This is a genomic window from Rhodococcus sp. 105337 (assembly GCF_012844225.1).
Lineage (GTDB): Bacteria > Actinomycetota > Actinomycetes > Mycobacteriales > Mycobacteriaceae > Rhodococcus.
Window position 1 is genome coordinate 290,766 of the sequence record NZ_JABAGQ010000003.1, and the last position, 23,217, is coordinate 313,982.

Annotated in this window: 21 protein-coding genes and 1 pseudogene; 7 read left to right on the plus strand and 15 right to left on the minus strand. The window is 68.0% G+C overall.

The genetic code is table 11. From position 1 onward, the window contains the following. The first annotated feature begins 6 nt into the window (after positions 1-6). The gene (locus tag HF886_RS07725) at positions 7-1,656 is read left to right on the plus strand and encodes a (2,3-dihydroxybenzoyl)adenylate synthase (RefSeq protein ID WP_169651979.1); all 1,650 of its coding nucleotides are present in this window, start codon (positions 7-9) and stop codon (positions 1,654-1,656) included. A gap of 29 nt (positions 1,657-1,685) precedes the next feature. Continuing rightward, positions 1,686-2,327, plus strand: coding sequence for an isochorismatase family protein (locus HF886_RS07730; protein ID WP_169651980.1), 642 nt, complete (start codon positions 1,686-1,688; stop codon positions 2,325-2,327). Between the two features lies 1 nt (position 2,328). On the opposite strand, the gene HF886_RS07735 is transcribed toward HF886_RS07730, so the two are convergent. Beyond that, entirely contained in the window at positions 2,329-4,185 is a 1,857-nt protein-coding gene (locus tag HF886_RS07735; protein WP_169651981.1) for an ABC transporter ATP-binding protein, read from the minus strand. 85 nt (positions 4,186-4,270) lie between these two features. Here HF886_RS07735 and HF886_RS07740 point away from each other — a divergent pair, with 85 nt between their 5' ends. After that, entirely contained in the window at positions 4,271-4,699 is a 429-nt protein-coding gene (locus tag HF886_RS07740) for a MarR family transcriptional regulator (protein WP_169621325.1), read from the plus strand. A 55-nt stretch (positions 4,700-4,754) separates the two neighbouring features. Beyond that, positions 4,755-5,477, plus strand: coding sequence for a 2OG-Fe(II) oxygenase (locus tag HF886_RS07745; protein ID WP_169651982.1), 723 nt, complete (start codon positions 4,755-4,757; stop codon positions 5,475-5,477). A 59-nt stretch (positions 5,478-5,536) separates the two neighbouring features. Here HF886_RS07745 and HF886_RS07750 read toward each other — a convergent pair. The 3 genes and pseudogenes from HF886_RS07750 to HF886_RS07760 form a co-directional block, all read right to left on the minus strand. Next, a pseudogene (locus HF886_RS07750) lies at positions 5,537-6,079 on the minus strand (N-acetyltransferase family protein); the annotation flags it as partial. 139 nt (positions 6,080-6,218) lie between these two features. Then, positions 6,219-7,190 carry a phosphotriesterase gene (locus HF886_RS07755; protein WP_169651983.1) on the minus strand — a complete coding sequence of 324 codons (972 nt, stop codon included), beginning with the start codon at positions 7,188-7,190 and terminating at the stop codon, positions 6,219-6,221. Positions 7,191-7,249: 59 nt separating this feature from the next. After that, on the minus strand, positions 7,250-8,068 hold the full coding sequence (locus tag HF886_RS07760) for an SDR family NAD(P)-dependent oxidoreductase (protein ID WP_169621328.1): 819 nt from the start codon (positions 8,066-8,068) through the stop codon (positions 7,250-7,252). Positions 8,069-8,214: 146 nt separating this feature from the next. On the opposite strand from HF886_RS07760, the gene HF886_RS07765 reads away from it, so the two are divergent. After that, positions 8,215-8,877 carry an alpha-ketoglutarate-dependent dioxygenase AlkB gene (locus tag HF886_RS07765; RefSeq protein WP_169651984.1) on the plus strand — a complete coding sequence of 221 codons (663 nt, stop codon included), beginning with the start codon at positions 8,215-8,217 and terminating at the stop codon, positions 8,875-8,877. Here the strand turns inward: HF886_RS07765 and HF886_RS07770 are convergent. Next, positions 8,849-9,739: an aldo/keto reductase gene (locus tag HF886_RS07770; RefSeq protein ID WP_206038604.1), complete on the minus strand. Its 891-nt coding sequence runs from the start codon at positions 9,737-9,739 to the stop codon at positions 8,849-8,851. The genes HF886_RS07765 and HF886_RS07770 overlap by 29 nt on opposite strands. A 136-nt stretch (positions 9,740-9,875) precedes the next feature. Here HF886_RS07770 and HF886_RS07775 point away from each other — a divergent pair, with 136 nt between their 5' ends. Beyond that, positions 9,876-10,361 (plus strand): MarR family transcriptional regulator, encoded by a 486-nt coding sequence (locus HF886_RS07775; protein WP_169621330.1) that lies wholly within the window; start codon positions 9,876-9,878, stop codon positions 10,359-10,361. 31 nt (positions 10,362-10,392) lie between these two features. Here the strand turns inward: HF886_RS07775 and HF886_RS07780 are convergent, their stop codons facing one another. The 7 genes from HF886_RS07780 to HF886_RS07810 form a co-directional block, all read right to left on the minus strand. Continuing rightward, positions 10,393-11,196, minus strand: coding sequence for a family 1 encapsulin nanocompartment shell protein (locus tag HF886_RS07780; RefSeq protein WP_169621331.1), 804 nt, complete (start codon positions 11,194-11,196; stop codon positions 10,393-10,395). After that, positions 11,193-12,218 (minus strand): Dyp-type peroxidase, encoded by a 1,026-nt coding sequence (locus HF886_RS07785; protein ID WP_169651985.1) that lies wholly within the window; start codon positions 12,216-12,218, stop codon positions 11,193-11,195. Before HF886_RS07785 ends, HF886_RS07780 begins: the two co-directional genes overlap by 4 nt. Before the next feature lie 54 nt (positions 12,219-12,272). Next, the gene (locus tag HF886_RS07790; RefSeq protein WP_169651986.1) at positions 12,273-13,877 is read right to left on the minus strand and encodes a lactate permease LctP family transporter; all 1,605 of its coding nucleotides are present in this window, start codon (positions 13,875-13,877) and stop codon (positions 12,273-12,275) included. A gap of 4 nt (positions 13,878-13,881) precedes the next feature. Next, positions 13,882-14,310: an HIT family protein gene (locus tag HF886_RS07795; protein ID WP_169621334.1), complete on the minus strand. Its 429-nt coding sequence runs from the start codon at positions 14,308-14,310 to the stop codon at positions 13,882-13,884. Further along, positions 14,307-14,903: a TetR family transcriptional regulator gene (locus HF886_RS07800; protein WP_169621335.1), complete on the minus strand. Its 597-nt coding sequence runs from the start codon at positions 14,901-14,903 to the stop codon at positions 14,307-14,309. The genes HF886_RS07795 and HF886_RS07800 overlap by 4 nt, the downstream gene beginning before the upstream one ends. An 89-nt stretch (positions 14,904-14,992) precedes the next feature. Beyond that, positions 14,993-16,414, minus strand: coding sequence for an adenylosuccinate lyase (gene purB / locus HF886_RS07805; protein ID WP_169621336.1), 1,422 nt, complete (start codon positions 16,412-16,414; stop codon positions 14,993-14,995). Positions 16,415-16,444: 30 nt separating this feature from the next. Beyond that, a complete protein-coding gene (locus HF886_RS07810; RefSeq protein WP_169621337.1) occupies positions 16,445-17,053 on the minus strand; it encodes a TetR family transcriptional regulator in 609 nt (202 codons plus the stop codon). A gap of 145 nt (positions 17,054-17,198) precedes the next feature. On the opposite strand from HF886_RS07810, the gene HF886_RS07815 reads away from it, so the two are divergent. Continuing rightward, the gene (locus tag HF886_RS07815) at positions 17,199-18,827 is read left to right on the plus strand and encodes a GMC oxidoreductase (protein ID WP_169651987.1); all 1,629 of its coding nucleotides are present in this window, start codon (positions 17,199-17,201) and stop codon (positions 18,825-18,827) included. A 20-nt stretch (positions 18,828-18,847) separates the two neighbouring features. Here the strand turns inward: HF886_RS07815 and HF886_RS07820 are convergent, their stop codons facing one another. The 3 genes from HF886_RS07820 to purD all read right to left on the minus strand — a co-directional run bounded on the left by HF886_RS07820 (position 18,848) and on the right by purD (position 23,217). Beyond that, the gene (locus HF886_RS07820; RefSeq protein ID WP_169651988.1) at positions 18,848-20,026 is read right to left on the minus strand and encodes a pyridoxal phosphate-dependent aminotransferase; all 1,179 of its coding nucleotides are present in this window, start codon (positions 20,024-20,026) and stop codon (positions 18,848-18,850) included. A gap of 31 nt (positions 20,027-20,057) precedes the next feature. Beyond that, a complete protein-coding gene (locus HF886_RS07825) occupies positions 20,058-21,818 on the minus strand; it encodes a CocE/NonD family hydrolase (RefSeq protein WP_346765316.1) in 1,761 nt (586 codons plus the stop codon). A gap of 145 nt (positions 21,819-21,963) precedes the next feature. Continuing rightward, on the minus strand, positions 21,964-23,217 hold the full coding sequence (purD, locus tag HF886_RS07830; protein WP_169621341.1) for a phosphoribosylamine--glycine ligase: 1,254 nt from the start codon (positions 23,215-23,217) through the stop codon (positions 21,964-21,966).

The window sequence follows — 23,217 nt, forward strand, 5'->3', positions numbered from 1 at the left end:
TCATTCGTGACCTCCGGCCTCCGACGCAGCGCGCTTGCCGACATCGCCCGTTTCCCCGAGGATTTCAGTGAGCTGTACCGCGGTGCCGGTTACTGGTCCGGGGAGACGTTCGCGGAGTTCATGCCCACCCGCGCAGCGCACTTCGGCGACCGGGTCGCGGTCGTGGGACCGGACGCCACCGGGGCGCGGCGGCAGCTCACCTACCGTGACCTCGACGAGTCCGCCGCACGCATCGCCACCGGGCTCCTGAATGCCGGTGTTCGTGCCGGCGACCGGGTCGTGCTCCAGTTACCGAACATCGTCGAATACACCGAAGTCCTCTTCGCGGTCTTTCGCATCGGGGCGTTGCCCGTATTCGCTCTGCCGGCGCACCGCGCCTCCGAGGTCGGCTACTTCTGCCGTTTCGCGGACGCCGCCGCGTATATCGTCGCGGCCGAGCACGGCGGATTCGATTACCGCACGCTCGCCCGTGAGGTGACCGGCGCTCTGGAGAACCCGCCCGCAGTGATCGTCGCCGGAGACGCCGCCGAGTTCACCTCCCTGGCATCGCTGCGCCGGCACGAGCCTGCACCGATCGCCGACGTCGATGCCGAGTCCGTGGCCTTCCTTCAACTGTCCGGCGGTACCACCGGAACCCCGAAGCTCATCCCCCGCACCCACGCCGACTACCTCTACTCGGTGCGCGACTCCGCCCGCATCTGCGGAGTGGACGAGCGCACCCGCATGCTGGTCGTGCTTCCTGCGGCACACAACTTCCCGATGAGCTCGCCCGGGATTCTCGGTGTCCTCCACTCAGGCGGCACGGTCGTGCTCGCGCCGGATCCGAGTCCGGACACCGCCTTCGCACTCATCGAGAGCGAACGGGTGACGATGGCCTCGCTGGTCCCGCCGCTCGCACTGGCATGGCTGTCCGCACGAGCCCGTACCGAACACGACCTGTCGTCGCTCGAGGTACTGCAGGTCGGTGGCGCGAAGTTCCCGGCGGAGGCTGCCAAGCGGGTGCGCCCGGAACTCGGCTGCACGCTGCAGCAGGTCTTCGGCATGGCAGAGGGCCTCGTCAACTACACCCGCCTCGACGACGACGACGAGACGATCATCCGGACCCAGGGACGTCCGATCAGCCCGCACGACGAGATCCGTGTCGTCGACGACGCCGACGAGCCCGTCCCGTTCGGTGCCCCCGGCCATCTCCTCACCCGGGGCCCGTACACGATCCGCGGTTACTACAATGCGCCCGAACACAATTCGACGGCATTCACTCCCGACGGGTTCTATCGCACGGGCGACATCGTGCGGATCACCGAGCACGGTTACATCGTGGTCGAAGGCCGCGCCAAGGACCAGATCAACCGGGGCGGCGAGAAGATCGCCGCGGAGGAGGTCGAAAACCATCTCGTCGCGCACCCCGCGGTGCTCGATGCCGCCGTGGTCGCCATGCCCGACCAGTACCTCGGCGAACGCACGTGTGCCTTCGTCGTCACCGAGGGTGAGGCGCCGAAAGCTCTCGCGCTCAAAGCTTTCCTGCGGGAGCGTGGACTCGCGGCGTACAAGATCCCGGACAAGGTGCGCTTCGTCGACGCGTTTCCGGTGACCGGTGTCGGCAAGATCAGCCGCAACGAACTGCGTCGCGCGCTGGCCGCCACCCTCCAGAACTGACCGACCACACCGCAGAAAGCGAAGATCCGATGGCTCTGCCGAAGTCCGTGTCCTATTCCCTTCCCCACGAGCAGCCCACGAACGTGGTGTCGTGGTCGATCGATCCGAACCGCGCCGTCGTGCTGGTGCACGACATGCAGGAATACTTCGTGCGCTCGTTCGACCGGGCGGCCGATCCGCTGGCCACGGTGGTTCCCCATATCGACCTGCTGCGCAACACCGCTCACGATGTCGGCGCTCCGGTTGTGTACACCGCGCAGCCGGGAGACCAGGACCCGGCCGACCGTGCGCTGTTGTCCGACTTCTGGGGCCCCGGATTGTCCGAGGACCCCGCCGAGACGTCGATCATCGCGGAGTTGGCACCGCACGCCGGCGACACCATGCTCACCAAATGGCGCTACAGCGCCTTCATCCGCACCGATCTGCTCGAACGGATGCGCGCGTGGGGCCGCGACCAACTGATCGTCACCGGCGTGTACGCGCACATCGGGTGCCTGACGACGGCCCTGGACGGGTTCATGAACGACATCCAGGTCTTCTTCGTCTCGGACGCCACGGCCGACTTCTCCCAACGCGAGCACGCCGACGCATTGAGCTACGTCGCCTCGCGGTGCGCGGTCGTGCTTCCGACGCACGAGGTGGTGGGCGCCCTCTCGTCGGTGCGCGCCTGACTCACACGCCCACGGACCGGTCGGTGTGCTCGGCGAGCGTGCGGCCGTCGCGTCGCGCGAGTGCCGCGTACTTGCCGCCGCGCGCGACGAGCGCGTCGTGGGTGCCCCGCTCGATGATGCGTCCGTGGTCGAGGACGACGATCTCGTCGGCGTCGCGCACTGTGGAGAGGCGGTGTGCGATGGTGATGGTCGTCCGCCCGGCCCGGGCGTTGTCGAGCGCCTGCTGCACTGCGCGTTCGGTGTCGTTGTCGAGGGCACTGGTCGCCTCGTCGAGCACCAGGATCCGCGGGTCCCGCAGCAGCGTGCGGGCAATCGCCATTCGTTGCTTCTCGCCACCGGAGAACCGGTGTCCGCGTGCTCCGACCACGGTGTCGTAGCCGTCGGGCAGCGAGGTGATCAGGTCGTGGATGTGCGCTGCCCGCGCGGCGTCCTCGATCTCCGCGTCGGTGGCGTCCGGCCTCGCGTAGCGCAGATTCTCCCGGACGGTGGCGTGCAGCAGATAGGTCTCCTGCGACACGACACCGACGAGAGCCGCTACGTCGGCGAGCCGCATGTCGCGCAGGTCGATTCCGTCGATCGTCACCCGGCCGGAAGTGGGGTCGTACAACCGTGCCATCAGTGACCCGAGCGTGGTTTTGCCCGAACCGGTCTCGCCCACGAGCGCGACCTGCGCACCGGCCGGTATTTCGAGGTCGATCCCCTCGAGCGCGAGACGATGTGCGCCTTCGTACCGGAAGCCGAGATTCTCGAATCGGACCCTGCCGGAGATCTTCTCGGGGTCGACCGGGACCGGATGGGCGGGTTCTTCGATGTCGACGGCCAGATCGAGATACTCGAAGATGCGGCTGAACAGCGCGAGCGAACTGGTGACGGACACGCCGACGTCGAGCAGGCTCATGAGGGGACGGAACAGCGCGCCCTGCAGTCCCGTGAATGCGACGAGCGTGCCGATGGTCATGCCGCCCGAGGTCGCGGGCAGGCCTGCGACGAGATAGAGCACCGCCGGAATCGCCGCGAAGACGATGTTCATGGTGGCCATGCGCCACCGCCCCGACAGTTGCGCCTGCACCTCGAGGTCGGCGAGATCGGCGGAGGTCTTCGCGAACTTGTCCGCCAGCGCGGGACCGGTGCCGAGAGTCTTGCCGAGCAGTACGCCGCTGACGGACAGGCCTTCGTCGATCTGGGTCTGGATGTCGGCGAGACGGCGTTGCTGGCGCGTCGTGATCGCCCGTCGCATCTGGGCGACACGGCGGGTGAGCCAGATGGCCGGCGGAAGCACGATCAGCGACAGCAACGACAACCGCCAGCTCAGGACGGCCATGGCGATCGCGGTGCCGACCACGGTCGTGATGTTGGCGGCGAGCGAGGTGGCCGTCGTCGTGACGACGGACTGCATGCCGCCGATGTCGTTGGTCAGTCTCGACTGGATTTCACCGCCACGGGTGCGGGTGAAGAAGCTCAGGGACTGCCGTTGCAGGTGGCTGAACACCCGGGTTCGCAGGCCGTGCATGATTCGCTGGCCGACCGTGGTGGAGATCCAGGTCTGCACCACTCCGAACAGTGAACTGATCACGGTGACCGCGAGCATGCCGCCCACGGCCCACAGCAACAGGCTCACGTTCTGGTGCGGAATCGCGTCGTCGATGACGGCGCGCACGAGGAACGGCGTCGCGAGCGACACAGCGGACGACGCCACGATCAGCACCACGACAAGGGCGATCTGACGACGATAAGGGGCGAAGAGCGCGCCGATCCGGCGCAGGCTGACGGGAGATTCGCGCAGTTGCTCGACGTCTTTGGGATCGATTTTTCCGCGGCCACCGGGGTGACCGCCTCGACCTGGTGGGGGATGCATCATGCACACCACCTCGATTCATGATTCGTACGTAATTACTGAGGTTGCCTCATTAAGAGGTAACTGTCAAGTGAGGTATAGTCCGGTCATGTCCGATTCTCCCGTTGTGCTGCGCGACCTTCTGATGGGCGCCACCCGCACCTTGCGGCGACGTTGGCACGACCTGCTGAACCCGTGGGAGCTGTCCCCACACGAACACCGCGCACTCCGGGTCATCGGCGACACCGACACCCCGATCCGCCTCGGCGTGGTCGCAAAGGCACTGCGTATCGCGCCTCGATCGGCGACCGAGGTCGTCGACCGCCTCGAATCCCGTGGACTGACCGAGCGCCTTCCCGATCCCGCCGATCGCCGCGCGGTATGTGTGCAGCTCACCGATAACGGTCGCACAGTTCTGGACGAACTCGACGCGGCACGCGACACCGACGCCGCGGAGGTGTTCGCCCGGCTCGACCCCTCCGAACGCGCCGACCTCGCCCGGCTGCTTCGCAAGCTCGTCGACGACGCTCCTCGCTGAGATCTCACGTTCTCGCGCTCCGGTGCGTTTACGGTACGAGAGCGAAGGAGCAAGCATGACGCAGCACACCTCGACCTTGCCCGCCCGCATCGATGATCTCCCTTGGCCGCAGCTCGTCGACGACCTCGACAACTACGGTTGCGCCGCCACCGGCCCGCTCCTCGGGAACGCCGAGCGTGCCGAGATCTCGTCGCTGTGGGACGAGGACACCCGATTCCGCACGACCGTCGACATGGCCCGCCACCGCTACGGCCACGGAACCTACAAGTACTTCGGCGCGCCCGTCCCCCGCCCGGTCGCCCAACTCCGCGCCGCCTTCTACCGGCGCCTGCTCGCCCCCGCGCGCGAGTGGGCCGAGCGATTGGGTGATCCCGCACCCTGGCCCGACGACTTCGACGAGTGGCTGGAAATGTGTCACGCTGCCGGCCAGAGCAAGCCGGCGCCGCTGATGCTGCGCTACACAGTCGGCGACTGGAACGCGCTGCACCGCGACCTCTACGGCGATCTCGCGTTCCCGCTGCAGGTGGTGATCGGGCTCGACCGTCCCGGTCTCGACTACACCGGCGGCGAGTTCCTGCTCCTCGAGCAATGTCCCCGAGCCCAGTCCCGCGGTACTGCCACCGTGATCGAGCAAGGGCACGCCTTGATCTTCACCACGCGCGACCGCCCGACACGCGGTGCACGCGGATGGACGCGGTCGCCGGTGCGGCACGGTGTGAGCACCGTCCGGTCCGGACTGCGGCGCACGCTCGGGCTGGTGCTGCACGACGCCGCGTGAGCGTGCGGGCGAGAATCCGCGGCCGACGATGCCCGGTCCCGCAAGGTAGGCCGGGTCTGTCAGATCACCGTTTCGGACCGGCGTTCGAGCAGGACGGTGTCGTGCCAGACGCCGGCGAGCTTGCCGATTCGTTCGCGGATACCCACGGTGCGGAATCCCGCCGCGTGGTGCAGAGCGAGACTGGTGCGGTTCTCCGGGAAGATCGAGGTCTGCAACGTCCACAAACCCGCCTCGTCGGCGGCGTCGACCTGGGTGCGTAGCAGCACTCTGCCGACCCCGCGCCCACGCATCCCGTCGGCGACGTAGATCGAGTTCTCCGCCACCCCGGCATAGCACTCGCGACTCGATACCGGGCTCAACGCCGCCCAGCCGACGACACACCCGTCGATCTCGGCGACCCACCGGTGGCCGGGCAGCCACATCTCGTCGAGTACCTCACGGGCGGGAACCTCGGTGGTGAAGGTCGCGGTGCCGGTCGCGATCCCCTCACCGTAGATCCGCCGCACTGCATCCCAGTCTCGATCCTCGAGCGGGCGCACCGTCACGTCGGCAGGGCAGTCCTCGGGGCGGGGGCGACCGGTGAGGGCTCCCCTCACTGCGTTGCCGGTGTCCACCCCGACGCCGCGAGCAACCGTGACCGGCAAACCGTGCGATGTCATGACTCCACTGTATTGATCAGCACCGACGGTCGCACTCGTCGATGCTGATACGGATGACTGCAGACGCGGCTCGGCGGCAGCCTCACGTTTCGAAGAACCGCCGCGGATTGTCGACGAGCATCGTGGTGATCTGTTCGTCGGTGACACCGCGCTCGCGCAGCACCGGCAGCACATCGTCACTGATGTGGTTGTAGTTCCAGTTCGGTACCGCAAGTTCCTTGACCTCGTGCGGGAACCAGTCGATGAAGCACGACGCATCGTGCGCGAGCACCATGCGGTCCGCGTATCCGCTCTCCGCCAGTGCGACAACGGTATCGACGCGTTGCTCGAAGGGCAGCAGCAGATCGAGACCGAACCGGTCCATTCCGAGGAGCGACCCGGCGTCGGCGATCTTGCGGAGGTACTCGAGGTCGGTGGAGTCTCCGCTGTGCCCGATCACGACCTTCGTCAGATCGACACCTTCTTCGGCCAGCACCTGTTGCGCCACGAGGCCGGATCCGGTGTGCGGATTGGTGTGGACGGTGATGGGGGCTCCCGTTTCGACGTGGGCCCGGCCCACCGCGCGCATCACCCGCTCGACCCCCGGCGTGAGACCTTGCGCCTCGATCGCGCACTTGAGCATCGCCGCCTTCACACCGGTGTCGGCGATGCCCTCACGAATGTCGTGGACGAACAGTTCGGTGAGAGGTTCGGGGGCGTCGAACAGCAATCCCGGTCCGACATAGTGGAATTGGAACGGCAGTTCGTTGTACGTGTACAGCCCCGTCGCCACCAGTATGTTGATGTCGGTGTGTTCGGCGATGCGCTGAATCCGCGGTATGTACCGGCCGAGTCCGATCACGGTGGGATCGACGATCGTGTCGATCCCACGGTCGGACAATGCACGCAGTTTCGAGATCGCGTCGTCGACGCGCAGTTCCTCGTCCCACCTCGTCGGGTAGCCGGGGTAGTTCTCGCGCAGTTCCTCCCCGAGCACGAAGACGTGTTCGTGCATGAGGACACGACCGAGATCACCGGTGTCGGCGGGGCCGCGGACGGTGTCGACAGAAGCCATGGCGCAGACGCTATGTCACCACGAGCGGATACGGATCGGGTTTCGGCGGGCCCGCGCTCCTACTGTTGCGCCGACTGCCCACGAAGGATGTTCTGGTACCGGCGCATACCGCTCAGCCATCGGTCGTAGTCGGCACCCTTGTGCCGGTACATCTCGAGGACTTCCGGATGCGGAAGGATGAGGAAGTGCTCGTCTTCGAGTGCCCGGAGCACTACCTCCGCGACGTCGTCCGGTTCCAGAACCGCACCGGCACCGGTCACCGCACGGGTGGCCAGCGCGCCGAGTTCGGTATCGGAGTTCTTTCCGGCATACAGCAGTGGCGTGTTGACACCCATCGGGCACAGGCACGAGACCCGGACCCCCTGGTCGCCGTAGGTGACCGACAACCACTCGGCGAACCCGACCGCGGCGTGCTTGGTCACCGAGTACGCCGCGGACCCGATCTGGGTGAGAAGACCGGCAGCCGACGCGGTGCTGACGAAATACCCTGAGCCGCGTTCGACCCATCCGGGCACCAGGATGTTCGCGGCCCGGATGTGCGCCCGGAGGTTGACATCGAGTACCTGGTCCCACGCGGATTCGGCAATATCGAGCCCGGGCGGGCCGGTGATGCCCGCGTTCGCGAAGTACAGGTCCACCGGTCCGAATTCTGCTTCCGCTCGCTCGACGAGGCCACGAATCGCTTCGGTGTCGGAGACGTCTGTGCCCACTGCGATCGCCGAGGTGGCGTCGATCTCGTCCACGACGCGCCGCGCAGCGTCCGCATCGAGGTCGGCCACGACCACGCGGGCACCCTCCTGCACGAGGCGAGCGGCGAGAGCACCACCGATTCCGCCTCCCCCGCCGGTCACGATGGCTACCTTGCCGTCAACCTTCACCGGAACCCTCTCAGCCGTGATGCGCGATGCCCCGGACTATAGGGCGAAGGTGACGCTTGGCGGGGGCACCTCGTCGTCCGTGTCGGCAGTTGGCATCCTGGAGGGGTACGCCTGCCACCACCCGTCCGAGAATCGAAGCGTCCCCCGTGAACGAATTGTTCCCCCTGCCCCGCCCCCGTCGTGAGGTCGCCCCCGGTGCGGTGCACGTACCCGGGTGGCTGAGTATCGACGAACAGCGCGGCCTGGTGGAACGGTGCCGCGAGTGGTCGCGGCGCCCGGCGCCGATGCGGCACACCGTGTTACCGGGCGGCGGGCAGATGTCGGTGCGTACGGTGTGCCTCGGCTGGCACTGGTCCCCCTACCGGTACAGCCGCACAGCGGTGGACGTCGACGATGCGCCCGTCGCGCCCCTCCCCGACCTGCTCGTCGATCTCGGGCGGCGCGCGGTCGGCGATGCGTATCAGGACGCGGCCGCGGGAGCGGACTACACGCCGGACGCCGCATTGATCAACTTCTACGATCACGACGCGCGCATGGGCATGCACCAGGACAAGGACGAACGGGTCGCGGCCCCGATCGTGTCGCTGAGCATCGGCGACGCCTGCACGTTCCGCTTCGGCAACAGCGAGTCGCGGGGCCGCCCGTACACCGATGTTCGTCTCGAATCCGGCGACCTGTTCGTGTTCGGCGGGCCGTCGCGTTTCGCTTTCCACGGCGTGCCCGCCGTCTTCCCCGACACCGGTAGCGCACAGGTGGGACTGCCCGGCGGCCGGCTGAACATCACGTTGCGTTCGACGGGACTGGCCTGACCGGATGTGAACTCGCAGCATCCTCGAGGTTTCGGACATCGGTTTCGGTGAGTTCGACCCGGGCTGCCGCGAGGTTGGCGTGAAGATGCGTGATGCTCGTGGTTCCAGGTAAGGGAACGACCGCGCATCCAGCCCGGCGGCCCCGATGATGAACCCACGCGAGAGCGATCTGGCCACGGGTCGCCCCTACCCGCGCGGCGATGTCCGCAAGGACGTGCGCGAGAGGGTTGCCGGTGGAGTGAGTAAGGCTGCCGTGACCGAGTGGCGAATACGCGACCAGCGCGATCCCCAGGTCGGCAAGAGTCGGAACGAGAGTCTCCACGCTGCGCTGCGACAGGGACCACTCCAACTGCACGGCGGCAATCGGATGTACAGCGTGAGCGCGCCGGATGTCGTCGAGCGTGACATTGGACAACCCGAGCGCACCGATCTTCCCGGCTCGGTGCAGTTCGGCCATCGCGGCGACGGTCTCCTCGATGGGTGTCTCATCGCTGCGGTGATGCAGGTAGTAGAGGTCCAGATGGTCGACGCCGAGACGCAGTAACGAACCGTCGATGGCCGAACGCACTGTCGCAGGATCCGCGCGGACGCTCCAATCGTCCATCCGGCCCGATGGCCCCCAATAGACGCCGAACTTGCTGCACAACGTGACGTCCTGGCGACAGCCGCGGAGTGCACGGCCGACCACTTCCTCGTTTCCGTACATTTCGGCGGTGTCCAGCACGGACACGCCGGCATCGACGGCGGCCCGGACCAGGCGGGCGGGGTCACGGTCGTCGTCGCCCCACCCGTCGTCGGACAGTCGCATCAGGCCCAGGCCCTGAAGAGGCGCAGTGTCGGGAGTCCACGTCGCAACCGTCATGAACGATCACGCTACGACCTCGACTGCACTCGAGGTCAAGAGCGACCGGAGACCGGCCGGCATCGCGGTCGTTGGGGGAACCCGGCGACCCCGATCACCCGGATACGGCCGTCGCCGTGTTCGGTATTGTCGGGCCATGAGCGTCGATACCCCGGCAGCGCAGTTCTCCTCCTCCGGCGACGATCCTCTGGCACTCGACCGGCAGGTGTGCTTCGCGCTCGCCGTCGCGAACCGCGCTGTTCTCGCCGTCTACCGGCCGATCCTGGACCGGCTCGGCCTCACCCACCCGCAGTACCTGGTGATGCTGGCCCTCTGGGAGCACGCCCCGATGACGGTGAAGGACATCGGGCGGGTGCTGCAACTCGACTCCCCGACGCTGTCCCCGCTGCTCAAGCGGCTCGAAGCGCTCGGACTGCTCACGCGCGAACGCAGCACGATCGACGAACGGCAGTTGGTCGTCGACCTCACCGACGAAGGCCGTGCCCTGCGCCACGACGCGGAGTCCGTGCCCGGCCAGGTGTTCGATTCCCTGGGCGTCGACGTCGCCGAACTCGAGGCGCTGCACACCGCTCTCGTCCGGGTCAACGCCGCAGCTCTGAAGGCCGGGGACCCGCCCCGCTGAATGCAGGCCCCCGGGCTTCGGCGAGGGAGACTCAGCCCTGCGAGATCAGCGGCACCGACGCTTCGCTCGTGTACACGAGGAACGTGAACGACTCCTGGAAGTACAGCTGGACGTTCTCGCTGTCGTGCGAGAGGTAACCGATCGAGAGGTCCTGTCCGACCTGCAGGTCGTAGTCCCCGCCACGGGTGGTGAGGACGAACGCTCCATCGATCGCGGGAGCCCAGATGATGTCCCCGTCGATAAGGCGCCTGATCTGCTCCCGGATCGGATAGCCGTGGTCGGACGTTTCGCTGACCTTGGTGAATTCGTCGGCGCTGAGCAGCACGTGGTACGGCCCGCCGACACCTGCGAGTCGCAGCTCGGACAGCGCCTGGCTGATGGTCTCGGGGATGTCGCGCGGATCGTCGGGCAGTTGCAACGCGGTGTTGGACGACGACGCGCGGATGCCTTCGATACCGGCGGCGGCGTAACCCTCGAAGATCGCCCGGTCTTCGGCGAACGCGATCTGGCGCGCAGCTTCCTTGACGGCATCGAGATCGACGTCCTTGGCGCCTCGCTCGACGTTGTCCAGTTCTTCGCGCGAAAGAGTGAACGGCACCCGCAGTTCGACCAGCGGCGCCACCCGATGCTGACGCGCGCGAACACCCGCCGCGGGTGACTCGACCTCGCCCAGCCGGCCGAGACCGACCGCGGCGAAATCTGTCCCGTGCGGGCCCGAGAAATCGACCACGAGGCGGCCCGCGACATGCCGCTTGAACGTGCGGGTCGCCTCCTCCTCGATCTCGGCCCACGCCGCGTCGGTGATCGGAGCAAGGTCACGATAGAGATTGTTCACAGCGTTGAACTCCTTCTGAGAGCACCGATTCCGAGTGAGCCGTCCGCATCCGACGGCGTCGATGCACTCGTGTCGGCAGTTCCGGGTACGTCCGCCGGTGCGGGCGGAAGATCTTCGAGCATTTCCGACGAGGGACAGAAGAAGAGCGAACCCGTGACGGCCGTGGAGAAGTCGAGGATGCGGTCGTAGTTGCCGGGCGGATTGCCCAGAAACATGTTGCGCAGCATCTCTTCGGTCACATCCGGCGTCGCGGCGTATCCGATGAAGTACGTACCGAACTCGTCGGCACCGAAGCTGCCGAACGGCATATTCGCCCGCAGGATCTGGCGTTCCTCACCGTCGTCGTCCTCGATGGTGGTGAGGGCGACGTGTGAGTTCGCGGGCTTGGTGGCGTCGTCGAGTTCGATGTCGTCCAGTTTCGTCCGGCCGATCACGCGCTCCTGCTCTTCGACGCTGATGGCGTTCCAGGTCGACAGATCGTGCAGGTACTTCTGCACGATCACGTAACTGCCGCCTGCGAACTCGGGATCCCCGTCGCCGACGAGTGCGGCAGCCGCCGCCTCCTCGTCTTCCGGGTTCTCGGTGCCGTCCACGAATCCGAGAAGGTCGCGACGCTCGAAGTAGCGGAAACCGTGCGTTTCGTCGACGACCGTCGCCGCGCCGCGCAACCGGTCGTTGATCTTCGCCGCGAGTTCGAAACACAGATCCGTCGACGACGCGCGCAGGTGGAACAACAGGTCGCCCGGGGTGGACGGCGCGCGGTGCCGGCCGCCGTCGAGCGGAACGAAGGGATGCAGCTCTGCGGGACGCGGCCCGTCGAACAGTCGGTCCCACATCTCCGACCCGATGCCCGTCACCACCGACAGCCCACCGTCCGGAATCCGGAAACCGACGGACCGTCGCAGGCCGGACAGATCTTCGAGGAGACTGCGCACTTCGCCTTCTCGACCTTCGTCGATCGTGAGGACGAGAAAGATCGCCGCTTCGGTGAGCGGAGTCAAGATCGGTTGGGAACGCGCCACCGTCTCACCGTAGTTCACGCGAGCGGCCCCAGTGCCACTACGTCCCCGAACGTACTACGGCACCATCCACGACAAGACTGCTGTGGTCTGCAACCAGACAAGCACAGCCAGCACGACGACCATGGCCACGCTGATCGGCCAGAGGCGCCGCATCAGCAACCCGTCTCGTCCGGACAGCCCCTGCACCGAGGACACCAGCGCCAGGTTCTGCAGCGCGATGGGGGTACCGGCGGTCCCGCCGGCCATGTTGCCCGCCACCAGCACGGTCGGGTCGAGCCCCGCCTGCTGTGCGGCGGAGACCTGGAGACTGCCGAACATCGCGTTGGACGCGGTGTTGGATCCGGTGACCAGCACACCGAGCCAGCCGAGCAGCGGAGACAGCAGCGCGAACGCGGCGCCGGCTCCCGCGAGGAACTGGCCGATGGTGGTGGTCTGGCCCGACAGGTTCATCACGTACGCGAGGGCCAGCACAGCCGTCACGGTCGCAAACGACCAGCGCAGCTGCACGACCGCAGCGACGAGGCACCGCAGCGCGTCTCCTGCTGCCACTCGGAGCACGACCGTCGACAGCAGCGCCGCGACGAACACGAGCGATCCCGGAGCCGTGAGCAGGTTGAGCGTGAACGTCTCCGCCGTCGGAACCCTGCCGTCGGCGCCCGTCACGTCGAGACCCGGCCAGGTGAACGAGAAGGTGGCGTTGGACAGGAACGACTCCACCGGGCCGAGACGGCTGACGAGGAACACGACCACGATCAGCGCGTACGGCGCGAACGCCTCGATCATCCGCCGCCGAGTGTCCTGGATCCCGTCGTTCCCACCGGTACGTGCCGCGTCCGGGCGCGGTGTCCGCACCTTCAGCACGATCAGGAGTGCGACCAGACCGGCCGCCGCTCCCGCGATGTTGCTCAAGCCCACGGTCAGGTAGCTCGCGCACAGGAACTGCGCGGCACCGAACGCGGCACCGACCACGAGCGCGACGGGCCACGTCTCGCGCACACCGCGGCGACCGCCCACCACCGCGACGAGCACCAGCGGCACGAACACCGCGAGCAGGCACACCTGACGGGCCACCACCGGGCCGATCTCGTCGACCGGAATCTCCGACACCCGCGACATCGTCAGGATCGGCGTACCCATCACCCCGAGCGGCGTCACCACCGAGTTCGCGAGGAGCGACGCCGCTGCCGCGCGGACCGGCGGCAATCCGGCCCCGATGAGCACCACCGTCGCGACGACGATGGGAGTGCCGAACCCGGCGACCGCCTCGAGCAGCGCACCGAACAGGAATGCGATGACGATGGTCAGGATGCGGTGGTCCGGGGAAATCCGCGCGAACGCGCGGGTCAGCACGTCGAAGTGACCGGACTCGACCGTCAGCCGGTACACCCACACGGCGTTGAGGACGGTCCACATGATCGGGAACAGACCGAAGACCGCACCCTCGAGCCCCGCGCTGAGCGCCGACCCGACGGGCATGCCGTACCCGGCGACGGCGACGACGAGCGCGACCAGCACGGCCACCGCCGCCGCCGCGTGCGACTTGAAACGGAACACCGCGAGGAGCACCAGCATCGTCAACAGCGGAAGCGCCGCGACGAGTGCCGACCACGCGAGCGAGCCGCCGATCGGCGAGATCGGCTGGATATACGAACCTGTCACCGCATCATGCCCCGAACGACTCCACGGCGGCCCGAAGTGCGTCTGCGGTGCCGTCGAGCACCGTACGGTTCGGCGTCTGCGCACGCGCACGGATACCGAATCCGTCGCCACTCGTGCGCGGCACCAGGTGCAGGTGGACGTGAAACACTTCCTGACCGGCGGCGACACCGTCGGCCAGGAAGAGGTTCACGCCGTCGATCGGCAGGTCACCCGACCGCATCGCGGTGGCGATGCGCTGACCGGCGGCGAACACCTTCGCGCCGTCGGCCGGGTCGAGCTGCGCCAGACCCGACGCGTGCCGCTTCGGCACCACGAGCAGGTGCCCCGGTGTGAACGGCCGGATGTCCATGAAGGCGAGGACGTCCGGTTCGTCGAGCACGATGCTCGCCGGCGCGTCACCGGCCACGATGGCGCAGAAGATGCACTCGCTCACCGGCCCGGCGCCTCCGCGGCAACCGGCTCGCGTGCGGTGCCGAGCAGGCGGAGCAGTTCCGCCTGCACCGCGGGACGATCACCGACCGGATCGTCGCTGTGCGCGAGGTAGAGCATGGCTTCCTCGACGGCAGCGACGAGCAGATGGGCGAGCACCGAGGTGCGCGTGGACGACGACCGATGCGTGTCGGGAGCGAGCGTTGCAAGCATCTCCTCGACGACGCGCAGGGTGGAATGCCGATGTGCCTCCCGCACTTCGGTCCACCCCAGCACCGCCGGCGCCTCGATGAGCAACAGTCGGCGAGTGGGCTGGTCGTTGACCACGTCGAGGGACGCCAGCACCGCCGTGGTGAAACCGTCCCACGGATCGTCGACCTCGCCGGGATGCAGCGTCTGCTCCGCCTCCCTCTGCACCCGCTCGACGACACCCCGGAACAGATCGCGCTTGTTCACGAAGTGGTGATAGAGCGCGCCGCGCGTCACCCCCGCGACGGCCACGATGTCCTCCGTCGCCGCTGCGGAATACCCGTCGCGCAAGAACACTTCGAGCGCTGCGTCCAGCAACGCTGTGCGCGTGCGCGTCGCGTTTCTCACCCTTCCCGGGCTCATTTTCTCGAGCACTGCTTCCTCCCCTGTGTGTGCAGCTATCCCCTCGGGACTCCCCCGTAGCCGCCCCCTACTTACTACAAAATCGGCGCCGGCGAGTAACGCGCTGCGTCCGGGTAACGGTCCACCAGCTCCTGCACGGCCGCGATGACCGCGCTCACCTGCGCGTCGGCAGCGCCGACGAACGCCGACCGGTCGGCGAGCGCCTCGTCGAGCGCGGCACGGTCGAGCGGAAGCCGGTCGTCCGCGGCGAGCCGGTCGAGCAGGTCCGGTTCGCGGCCCTGCTCACGCATCGCGAGTGCCACCGACACCGCGTGTTCTTTGATCGCCTCGTGCGCGGTCTCCCGTCCGACACCGGCGCGCACCGCGGCCATGAGCACCTTGGTGGTCGCCAGGAACGGCAGATAGCGGACGAGTTCCTTGTCGATCACGGCGGGATAGGCGCCGAATTCGGAGAGCACGGTCAGGAAGGTCTCGACCTGGCCGTCGATCGCGAAGAACGCGTCGGGCAGCGCGACGCGCCGCACCACGGAGCAGAACACGTCGCCTTCGTTCCACTGCGCACCGGCGAGTTCGGCGGCCATCGACGCGTACCCGCGCAGCACGACCTGCAGCCCGTTGACCCGCTCGCACGACCGGGTGTTCATCTTGTGGGGCATCGCGGACGACCCGACCTGGCCGGGCTGGAAACCTTCGGTCACCAGTTCGTGCCCGGCCATCAGCCGGATGGTGTGCGCGAGAGACGACGGCGCGGCACCGACCTGCACGAGGGCCGAGAGGACGTCGTGGTCGAGCGAGCGCGGGTAGACCTGCCCGACGCTGGTGAACACGTGGGAGAACCCGAGGTGCTGCGCGATCTTCTCCTCGAGCTGCGCGAGCTTCGCGGCATCCCCACCGAGCAGGTCCAGCATGTCCTGCGCGGTGCCCATCGGTCCCTTGATACCGCGGAGCGGGTACCGCTCGATCAACTCGCGGACCCGCTGCAGCGCGAGCAGCAGTTCGTCGGCCGCCGAAGCGAAGCGCTTACCGAGCGTCGTGGCCTGCGCGGCCACGTTGTGCGACCGGCCCGCCATCACGTACGACGAGTACTCCGCGGCCCGTTCGGCGAGTCGCGCGGCCACCGCGACACCGTGCGCATGGACGTGCTCCAGTGACCGCAGGATCTGCAGCTGCTCGACGTTCTCGGTGAGGTCGCGGCTCGTCATGCCCTTGTGGACATGCTCGTGGCCGGCGAGGGCGTTGAACTCCTCGATACGGGCCTTCACGTCGTGGCGCGTGACGCGCTCGCGGTCGGCGATGGACGCGAGGTCGACCTGGTCGACGACCCGTTCGTAATCGGCGATCGCCTCGGCCGGCACATCGATCCCGAGTTCCGCCTGCGCACGCAGCACTGCGATCCACAGCTGCCGTTCGAGCACGATCTTGTGCTCCGGTGACCACAACTCCCGCAGTTCGGGGCTGGCGTAGCGAGTGGCAAGGACGTTCGGGATGTGGCTCACGAGTGGCCAGTTTACGTTCCGTGCCCGGACTCATGGTTCGGCAGGCGGCGCGACCGTGTGCATGACATCGAGGAGAATCGTCCTCGCCAGGGCGCGCGGGTCGGGATCGAGGTCGCCGAGCCCGCACAACACCGCCCCGTCGACCACCACCACGAGGGTGTGCAACTGCGGTACCCGGACCGCGCGACCGCACCGTTCGAGCAGGTCGGTCAGCACCTCGTCGACCTGCTCCCGGATGCCCACCTGCGCTTCACGCAGTTCCGGATGGCGCACCGTGGCCACGCAGCCTTCGACGCGGGCGACGAGCCGGTCGCGGTCGTCGTCGGACACCGCTTTCCCGACGAGCAGGTCGAGAACGAGGTCGGCGGTTTTCTCGAGGCTGCGGGGGCACGCCGGAACGTCGCGGACACGCGCGCGCATCATTTCGACGTCCCGCGCGCCGTTGTGCTGCATGGCGCACAGGACGAGGTGTTCGAGGGAGTCGAAGTAGTACGTGGTCGAAGCGAGTGGCAAGCCCGCCCGCGTAGCGACGGCGCGGTGGCGTACCGCGCCGATTCCCTCCTCGAGAATCAGATCGGCAGCAGCCTCGACCAGCGCCTGACGGCGCCGTTCCCCTTTCGGTGTGGCTGCGATAGTCACAGTCACATCGTGACAGCCTGCCGCGCTCACCAGGGGAAAACGCCAGTTGATACCACCCGGTACGATTGCGCCGCAGTCGTCAGATGGGGGCCCGGACTGCGCGGCCCGCTTCGCCTTTTTCACGAACGATCGGAGCCGTACCGGGATGAGACGTCGCCGCTTGCTTCAGGCCTCCGCACTGGGTGCCGCCGTTGCCGCCCTCGGAGTGCCGGGCGGCCCGGTCCGGGTCGCGTCGGCGTTGCCCGTCGGGCTCGACACCTATCGGAACACCCTTCCCGAACTGTTCGCGCCGTCGCCGGTGCCTCCGCAGCATTCCGAGGTGATCGTCGTCGGTTCGGGGTTCGGTGCGAGTGTCGCCGCGCTCAGGCTCGCGGAAGCCGGCAGCCGCGTCACCGTCCTCGAGCGCGGGATGCGCTGGCCGCGCGATCCGTGGCGCGAGGTGTTCACGTCCGATCTGCTCGCCGACGGTCGCGGTTACTACCACCGCACACATTTCACCGGCCCGACCGGAATCCCGGTGCACTGCGACGATTTCGCCGGAGTCCTCGATGTCGTCGACTATCCGCACATGTCGGTGTGGCGTGGCGCTGCCGTCGGCGGCGGGTCGATCGTGTTCTCCGGCGTGATGATCGCACCCGAACAGCGCTTCTTCGAGCACGTCTTCGGCAACTCACTGAGCTACGACGACATGGCCAAGACCTGGTATCCCAAGGTCCGGTCGATGCTGCGCCTCGACGCCATGCCCGACGACATCTATCACGCTCCGGAGTTCACGCACTCCCGCCGCTGGGACGACGACGCGCGGGCCGCGGGATACTCGCCGCACCGGATCGACGGAATCTGGGACTGGGACGTGATCCGCGCCGAATTGGCCGGCTCGGTACGCCGCTCGGCCGTCGCCGGCGAGAGCAACCTCGGCAACTCCAACGGGGCCAAGTTCGACCTGACGCAGAACTACATTCCGGCAGCGGAGGCGACGGGACGCGCCCTCGTGTGTCACGGACACCGGGTGCTCGCGGTCGGCCAGGAGCCCGACGGCCGGTACCGGGTCGAGGTGCAGGCCGTCGACCCGACCGGCGCGGTCCTGAACACCACGACCCTCACGTGCGACCGCCTGGTGCTCGGCGCCGGGTCGATCGGCACGACCGAGTTGCTGGTCGAGGCACGCCACACCGGGTCGCTGCCGCGCCTGAACGAGCACGTCGGCCGGGGCTGGGGCACCAACGGGGACGCGGTGCTGGTGCGTTCCCTGGCCCTGACGGACGGGTTCGGTGGTGACCAGGGCGCACCGTCCGCATCGCGGATCGTCGACGAGTCGGGTCTGCCGCTGAGCCTCGAGAACTGGTTCGTCGCGGGCACCGCCAAGGACGTGGGGATGCTGGCCTCGCTCGGGATGACGCTCGACCCCACTCGCGCGGAGATGGTCTACGACGCCGCCACCGGCCGCACGATCGTCGATTGGCCTGCCGGCGGTGAACTCGCGAGTGTCGACGCGCTGCGCACGGTGCACAACGCGATGGCCGCGGCCGGTGGCACCGTCCCGGGCGCCCCGCCGATGGCGGAGGACGTCAACGCGTCGTTCACGGCTCATCCGCTCGGCGGGGCGGTCCTGGGCGACGCCACCGACGGTTACGGGCGCGTGCACGGTCATCCCGGCCTGTACGTCGTGGACGGTGCCCTGATACCCGGTAGCACGGGCACGGTGAACCCGTCGTTGACGATCGCTGCCCTCGCCGAACGCAACCTGGCCCGCATCGTCGCGGACGGCGGCTAGGACACCGGCCGGACCGCAGGTCACAGCAGCGGAAGCCATCCCGCGAGCCGGTCGAGTGCGGCGGTGACATCCGCGGTGGCACCCGCGAAGGACAACCGCACGGTGCCGTCGCCGCGCACGGTGTCGAAATCGACGCCGGGTGCGAGCGCGAGACCGGTGTCGTGCAGCAGGCGCGCGCACCAGGCCGTGGACGTCTCCCCGGAGAGCAGCAGGTGCCGGATGTCGGCGTAGACGTAGAACGCACCGTCCGCAGGGGCGAGTTCGGTGATACCGAGATCGGGCAGTCCGTCGAGCAGCAACTCGCGGTTCACCGCGTAGCGCTCCACGTGGCCGTCGAGTTCGGTCCGTGCCTCGGTGCCGAACGCCTCGATCGCGGCGAACTGCGCGATCGACGGAGGGCACACGGTCATGTTCGATCCGAGCCGTTGCAGCGCGGGACGCAGCGATTCGGGTGCCAGCATCCAGCCGAGGCGCCATCCCGTCATCGAGAAGTATTTCGACACCGAACCGACCACCACGGAGTCCCGGGAGGTCGCCCAGGCCGTCGATGTCGCGGGCGAGCCGTGCGTCCCGAATTCGATGCCGTGATAGATCTCGTCGGAGACGAGCAGCGCGTCGTGCTCGTCGCACCAGCGGGCGAGCGCTGCGAGTTCGGCGGGTTCGATCATGGTGCCCGTCGGATTGGCGGGACTCGCGACGATCAGACCGGCCGGCGGAGAGTCGAGTGCCTCGAGCATCGCCACCGTCGGCTGGTACCGCGTCTCCGGGCCACAGTCCAGTTCGACGACAGTGCATCCGAGCGCTGCGAGAGTGTTGCGGTAGGCGGGATATCCGGGTCGTGCGACCACCACCGTGTCGCCCGGGTCGAAAGCAGCGAGAAACAGCAGTGTGAACGCGCCCGACGATCCCGTGGTGACGACCACGTCGTCCGCGTCGACATCGATTCCGTAGCGGTCGTGGTGGTACGCGGCGATTGCTTCGCGGAGCGGAAGAATCCCGAAAGTTTCGGTGTAACCGAGCAGTTCCGCATCGATGGCCAGTCCGGCCGCGCGGAGCACGGGCGCGGGCGCGGGAGTCGAGGGCTGGCCCGCCGCCAGGCTCAGGACGTCGCCGTGGGAGCGCTGCCGTTCGGCTGCCGCCTTCCACACGTCCATGACGTGGAAGGTCTCGATACCGGAGCGTTGCGATTCGGTGCGCACATCCTCGACGTTAGTACGCCCGACCAGCCCCCTAGAGGCCGACCCGTTGCCGCCCGACGACCGACCACGCGATCGGCATTTCATCCGGGGCGACGAACCGCGCGGCCCGGTTCGGGAGCCCCGGTGTCTCGCCGCACTGCTCTGCGTCCCCTTCGTTCCCGCCACCGGCGGCGCCCTCGAGCGCGGCGGGCGGGCGAGCCGGAACCACGGGAAGAAGCAGATGCGAATCGAAGTCGCCACCGGCGTGGACGATGTGGAAACCCTTGTTGACGGTGCGGTCGTGCCCGACCGCGGGATTGTCGTCGAGGTCGTGGCCGGTGACGACGAGCACGAGCGTCGAACCCGCCTCGAAGAAGGTGCTGTGCGGCATGATCTCGATGTCGACGGGCACGAGTTGGCCGGGCAGCAGCGGCCAGTACTTGGTGTAATCCAGGACCGGCCGGTACGCGGTCGACGCCTCGGGATCGAGCGCGCGATGCGATACACGGATCCAGCCGTGTGCGACGAAGCCTTTCTCGTAGCCGCCGTGCCCTTCGAACCACACGTCCTCTCCGGACGAGTCGAGTTTCTTCAGGCCGACGAACAGATCCATGTCGTTGGCGTCCTTCGCCTGGACCCACAACCGCAGGGCGGTGTGCCCGGTGATCTCGGTGTCTTCGGTGAAGGTGGTGGTGAAGGTGAGTTCGTCACCCGCGACGGGGAAGGTGCGCCGGGACTGCGGTTCGTCGGGCACCGTGGGCTCGAGCGAACTCGTGCCGTGGTCGAGATACAGCGGCACGTATCGCGTGTCGGGGATGGGCCAGTCCTGCTCGAATCTCTCCGAGTAGGTGCGCAGGTCGTGCCTGGTTTCGAGACGCACGCGCGGCACTGTGTCGAACCCGTTGTCCTCCTCTTTGAGGAAGCGGTCGAAGAACCGGCGCTGAACGTCGAGCGCCTCGGGGCTGTAGTAGGTCTGCCACATCTTGCGTCCGTGGGTGTAGAGCCACTTGTCGGCCGATCCGATACGGGTGTATCCCTCGACCGACCCGCGATTGCGGGGACCCTGATCGGACCACGACGCCCCCACGAGCGCGGGCACGGTGACGTCTTCGAGTTTGGGCGGTGCGGCGACGTGCCGGAACCTGTCGGGAAACCGCCGCAGAAGCCACGGGGTGAGGCGGCGCAAGGACGCCGACGCCGGTTTGGATCCGGTATGCATCGCGCGGTACCAGAACTCGCTGTAGCGGGTCTCGGGGATTCCGCCATGGGTGAGCGTGTCGCGGCAGGGATCGGTGATGCCCTCCCACGGTGCGATCGCCGCGAGGTGCGGCGGCGCGAGTGCAGCGGTGTACCACTGCAGCGTGGCGAGGTACGACGCGCCGGCGAGACCCACTTTGCCGGTACACCAGGACTGTTCCGCAGTCCACTCGATCACGGCCGCGGCGTCTGCGGCGGCACGGCCGAGCAGCAATCTGGGACGACCGTCGCTGGCGAAACAGCCGCGCATGTCCGCGACCACGACGGTGTATCCGCGCGGCACCCAATACGCGGGGTCGGGGGCTTCGAACGACGTCGCCTCACTCAGTTCGAGGTCGCCGACGAATGTGCCGGATGCCGCGAGCGCTGCGAAATCGATCGGGTAGTCGTCGACGCCGGCGTTCTTGCCGTACGGGGTGACGGCGACGAGCGCGGGCCACTGCTCGTCGGCCGCATCTCGCGGCCGGTATACGTCGGCGCGGAGGAGTGTGCCGTCGGCTGTCGAGATCGGAAGATCACGCTCGACGACGATGTCGTCGGGAAGCGGGTACCTCACGACATTGTGGTGCCCCAACGGTGTCGGATCCTGCGTGAGTGTTCGTTTCCACGAAACCATGCTTTCACCCCTGGCACGTCAGAAGATGCACAGAGTGTGCAACATGCACCTGGCAGGCGCAAGATTTACCCGGCCGGCCCGTCGGTTACAGCGCGATGCGGCCCTCCACCGCGGCGAGACCGATGTCGCGGCGGAAATGCCCGCCCGGGAGCTTGATTCCGTCGAGCGTCGCGTAGGCGTCGGCACGGGCGGCAGCCAGGTCGTCGCCCACACCGACCACGCTGAGCACGCGGCCACCGGACGAGAGCAACTCGCCGTGCGGCCCGCGCTTCGTTCCGGCGTGGAGCACGTTGGGGCCTTCCGCACCGGTGATCACGTCGCCCGTACGCGGGGTCGACGGGTAGTACTCGGCCGCGAGCACGACCGTCACCGCGGCTCCGTCGCGCCACTGCAACGGAGGCAGACTCTCCAGCGTGCCGGTCGCGACCGCGTGCAGCACACCGCCGAGCGGCGACTCGAGCAGCGCGAGCACGGCCTGTGTCTCGGGGTCTCCGAACCGGCAGTTGAATTCGACGACGGCCGGCCCGTCCGCACCCATTGCCAGACCCGCGTACAGCAGCCCGGAGAACCCGCAGCCCCGCCGGACCATTTCGGCCGCAACGGGTTTCACGACCTCGTCGACGATGCGCTCGACGCTGCCTTCCGGCAGCCACGGAAGCGGGGTGTAGGCACCCATCCCGCCGGTGTTGGGGCCGGTGTCGCCGTCGCCCACCCGCTTGTGGTCCTGCGCGGGGAGCAGCGGTACGACGGTCTCGCCGTCCACCAGGCAGAAGAGCGAGACCTCGGGACCGTCGAGGAACGACTCGAGCAGGACCGGATGGCCGTTCTCGATGATCTCCGCGGCGTGGTCGCGGGCAGCGTCGCGGTCGGCGGTCACCACGACCCCCTTGCCGGCCGCGAGACCGTCGTCCTTGACGACCCAGGTGGGCCCGAACCGGTCGAGGGCCTCGTCGATCTGTGCCGGTGTGTCGACGACCTCGCTGCGGGCGGTGCGCACTCCGGCAGCGGCCATCACATCCTTGGCGAACGCCTTGGACCCTTCGATGCGCGCGGCGTCGGCGGACGGACCGAAGCAGGGAATGCCCGCCGCGCGGACGGCGTCGGCAACACCGAGCACGAGCGGGACCTCGGGGCCGATGACGACGAGATCGGCCTTCTGCGCGGTTGCCAGTGCCACCACCTCGTCGGCGGAGGCCGCGTCCACCGGGAACTGCTCGGCGATCGTGGCGATCCCGGCGTTGCCGGGGGCGACCATCACCGCGGTCACCGCGGGGTCACGGCTCAGGGCCAGGACGAGAGCATGTTCACGGGCACCGGAGCCGATAACGAGTACGCGCAC

Excerpts from the sequence above, each read along its gene's own strand:
- HF886_RS07770 (WP_206038604.1), bottom strand. The coding sequence starts at position 9,739 with ATGACGGTTGCGACGTGGACTCCCGACACTGCGCCTCTTCAGGGCCTG.
- HF886_RS07740 (WP_169621325.1), top strand. The coding sequence starts at position 4,271 with ATGTCCGATTCTCCCGTTGTGCTGCGCGACCTTCTGATGGGCGCCACC.
- HF886_RS07775 (WP_169621330.1), top strand. The coding sequence starts at position 9,876 with ATGAGCGTCGATACCCCGGCAGCGCAGTTCTCCTCCTCCGGCGACGAT.
- HF886_RS07745 (WP_169651982.1), top strand. The coding sequence starts at position 4,755 with ATGACGCAGCACACCTCGACCTTGCCCGCCCGCATCGATGATCTCCCT.
- HF886_RS07755 (WP_169651983.1), bottom strand. The coding sequence starts at position 7,190 with ATGGCTTCTGTCGACACCGTCCGCGGCCCCGCCGACACCGGTGATCTC.
- HF886_RS07730 (WP_169651980.1), top strand. The coding sequence starts at position 1,686 with ATGGCTCTGCCGAAGTCCGTGTCCTATTCCCTTCCCCACGAGCAGCCC.
- HF886_RS07815 (WP_169651987.1), top strand. The coding sequence starts at position 17,199 with ATGAGACGTCGCCGCTTGCTTCAGGCCTCCGCACTGGGTGCCGCCGTT.
- HF886_RS07735 (WP_169651981.1), bottom strand. The coding sequence starts at position 4,185 with ATGATGCATCCCCCACCAGGTCGAGGCGGTCACCCCGGTGGCCGCGGA.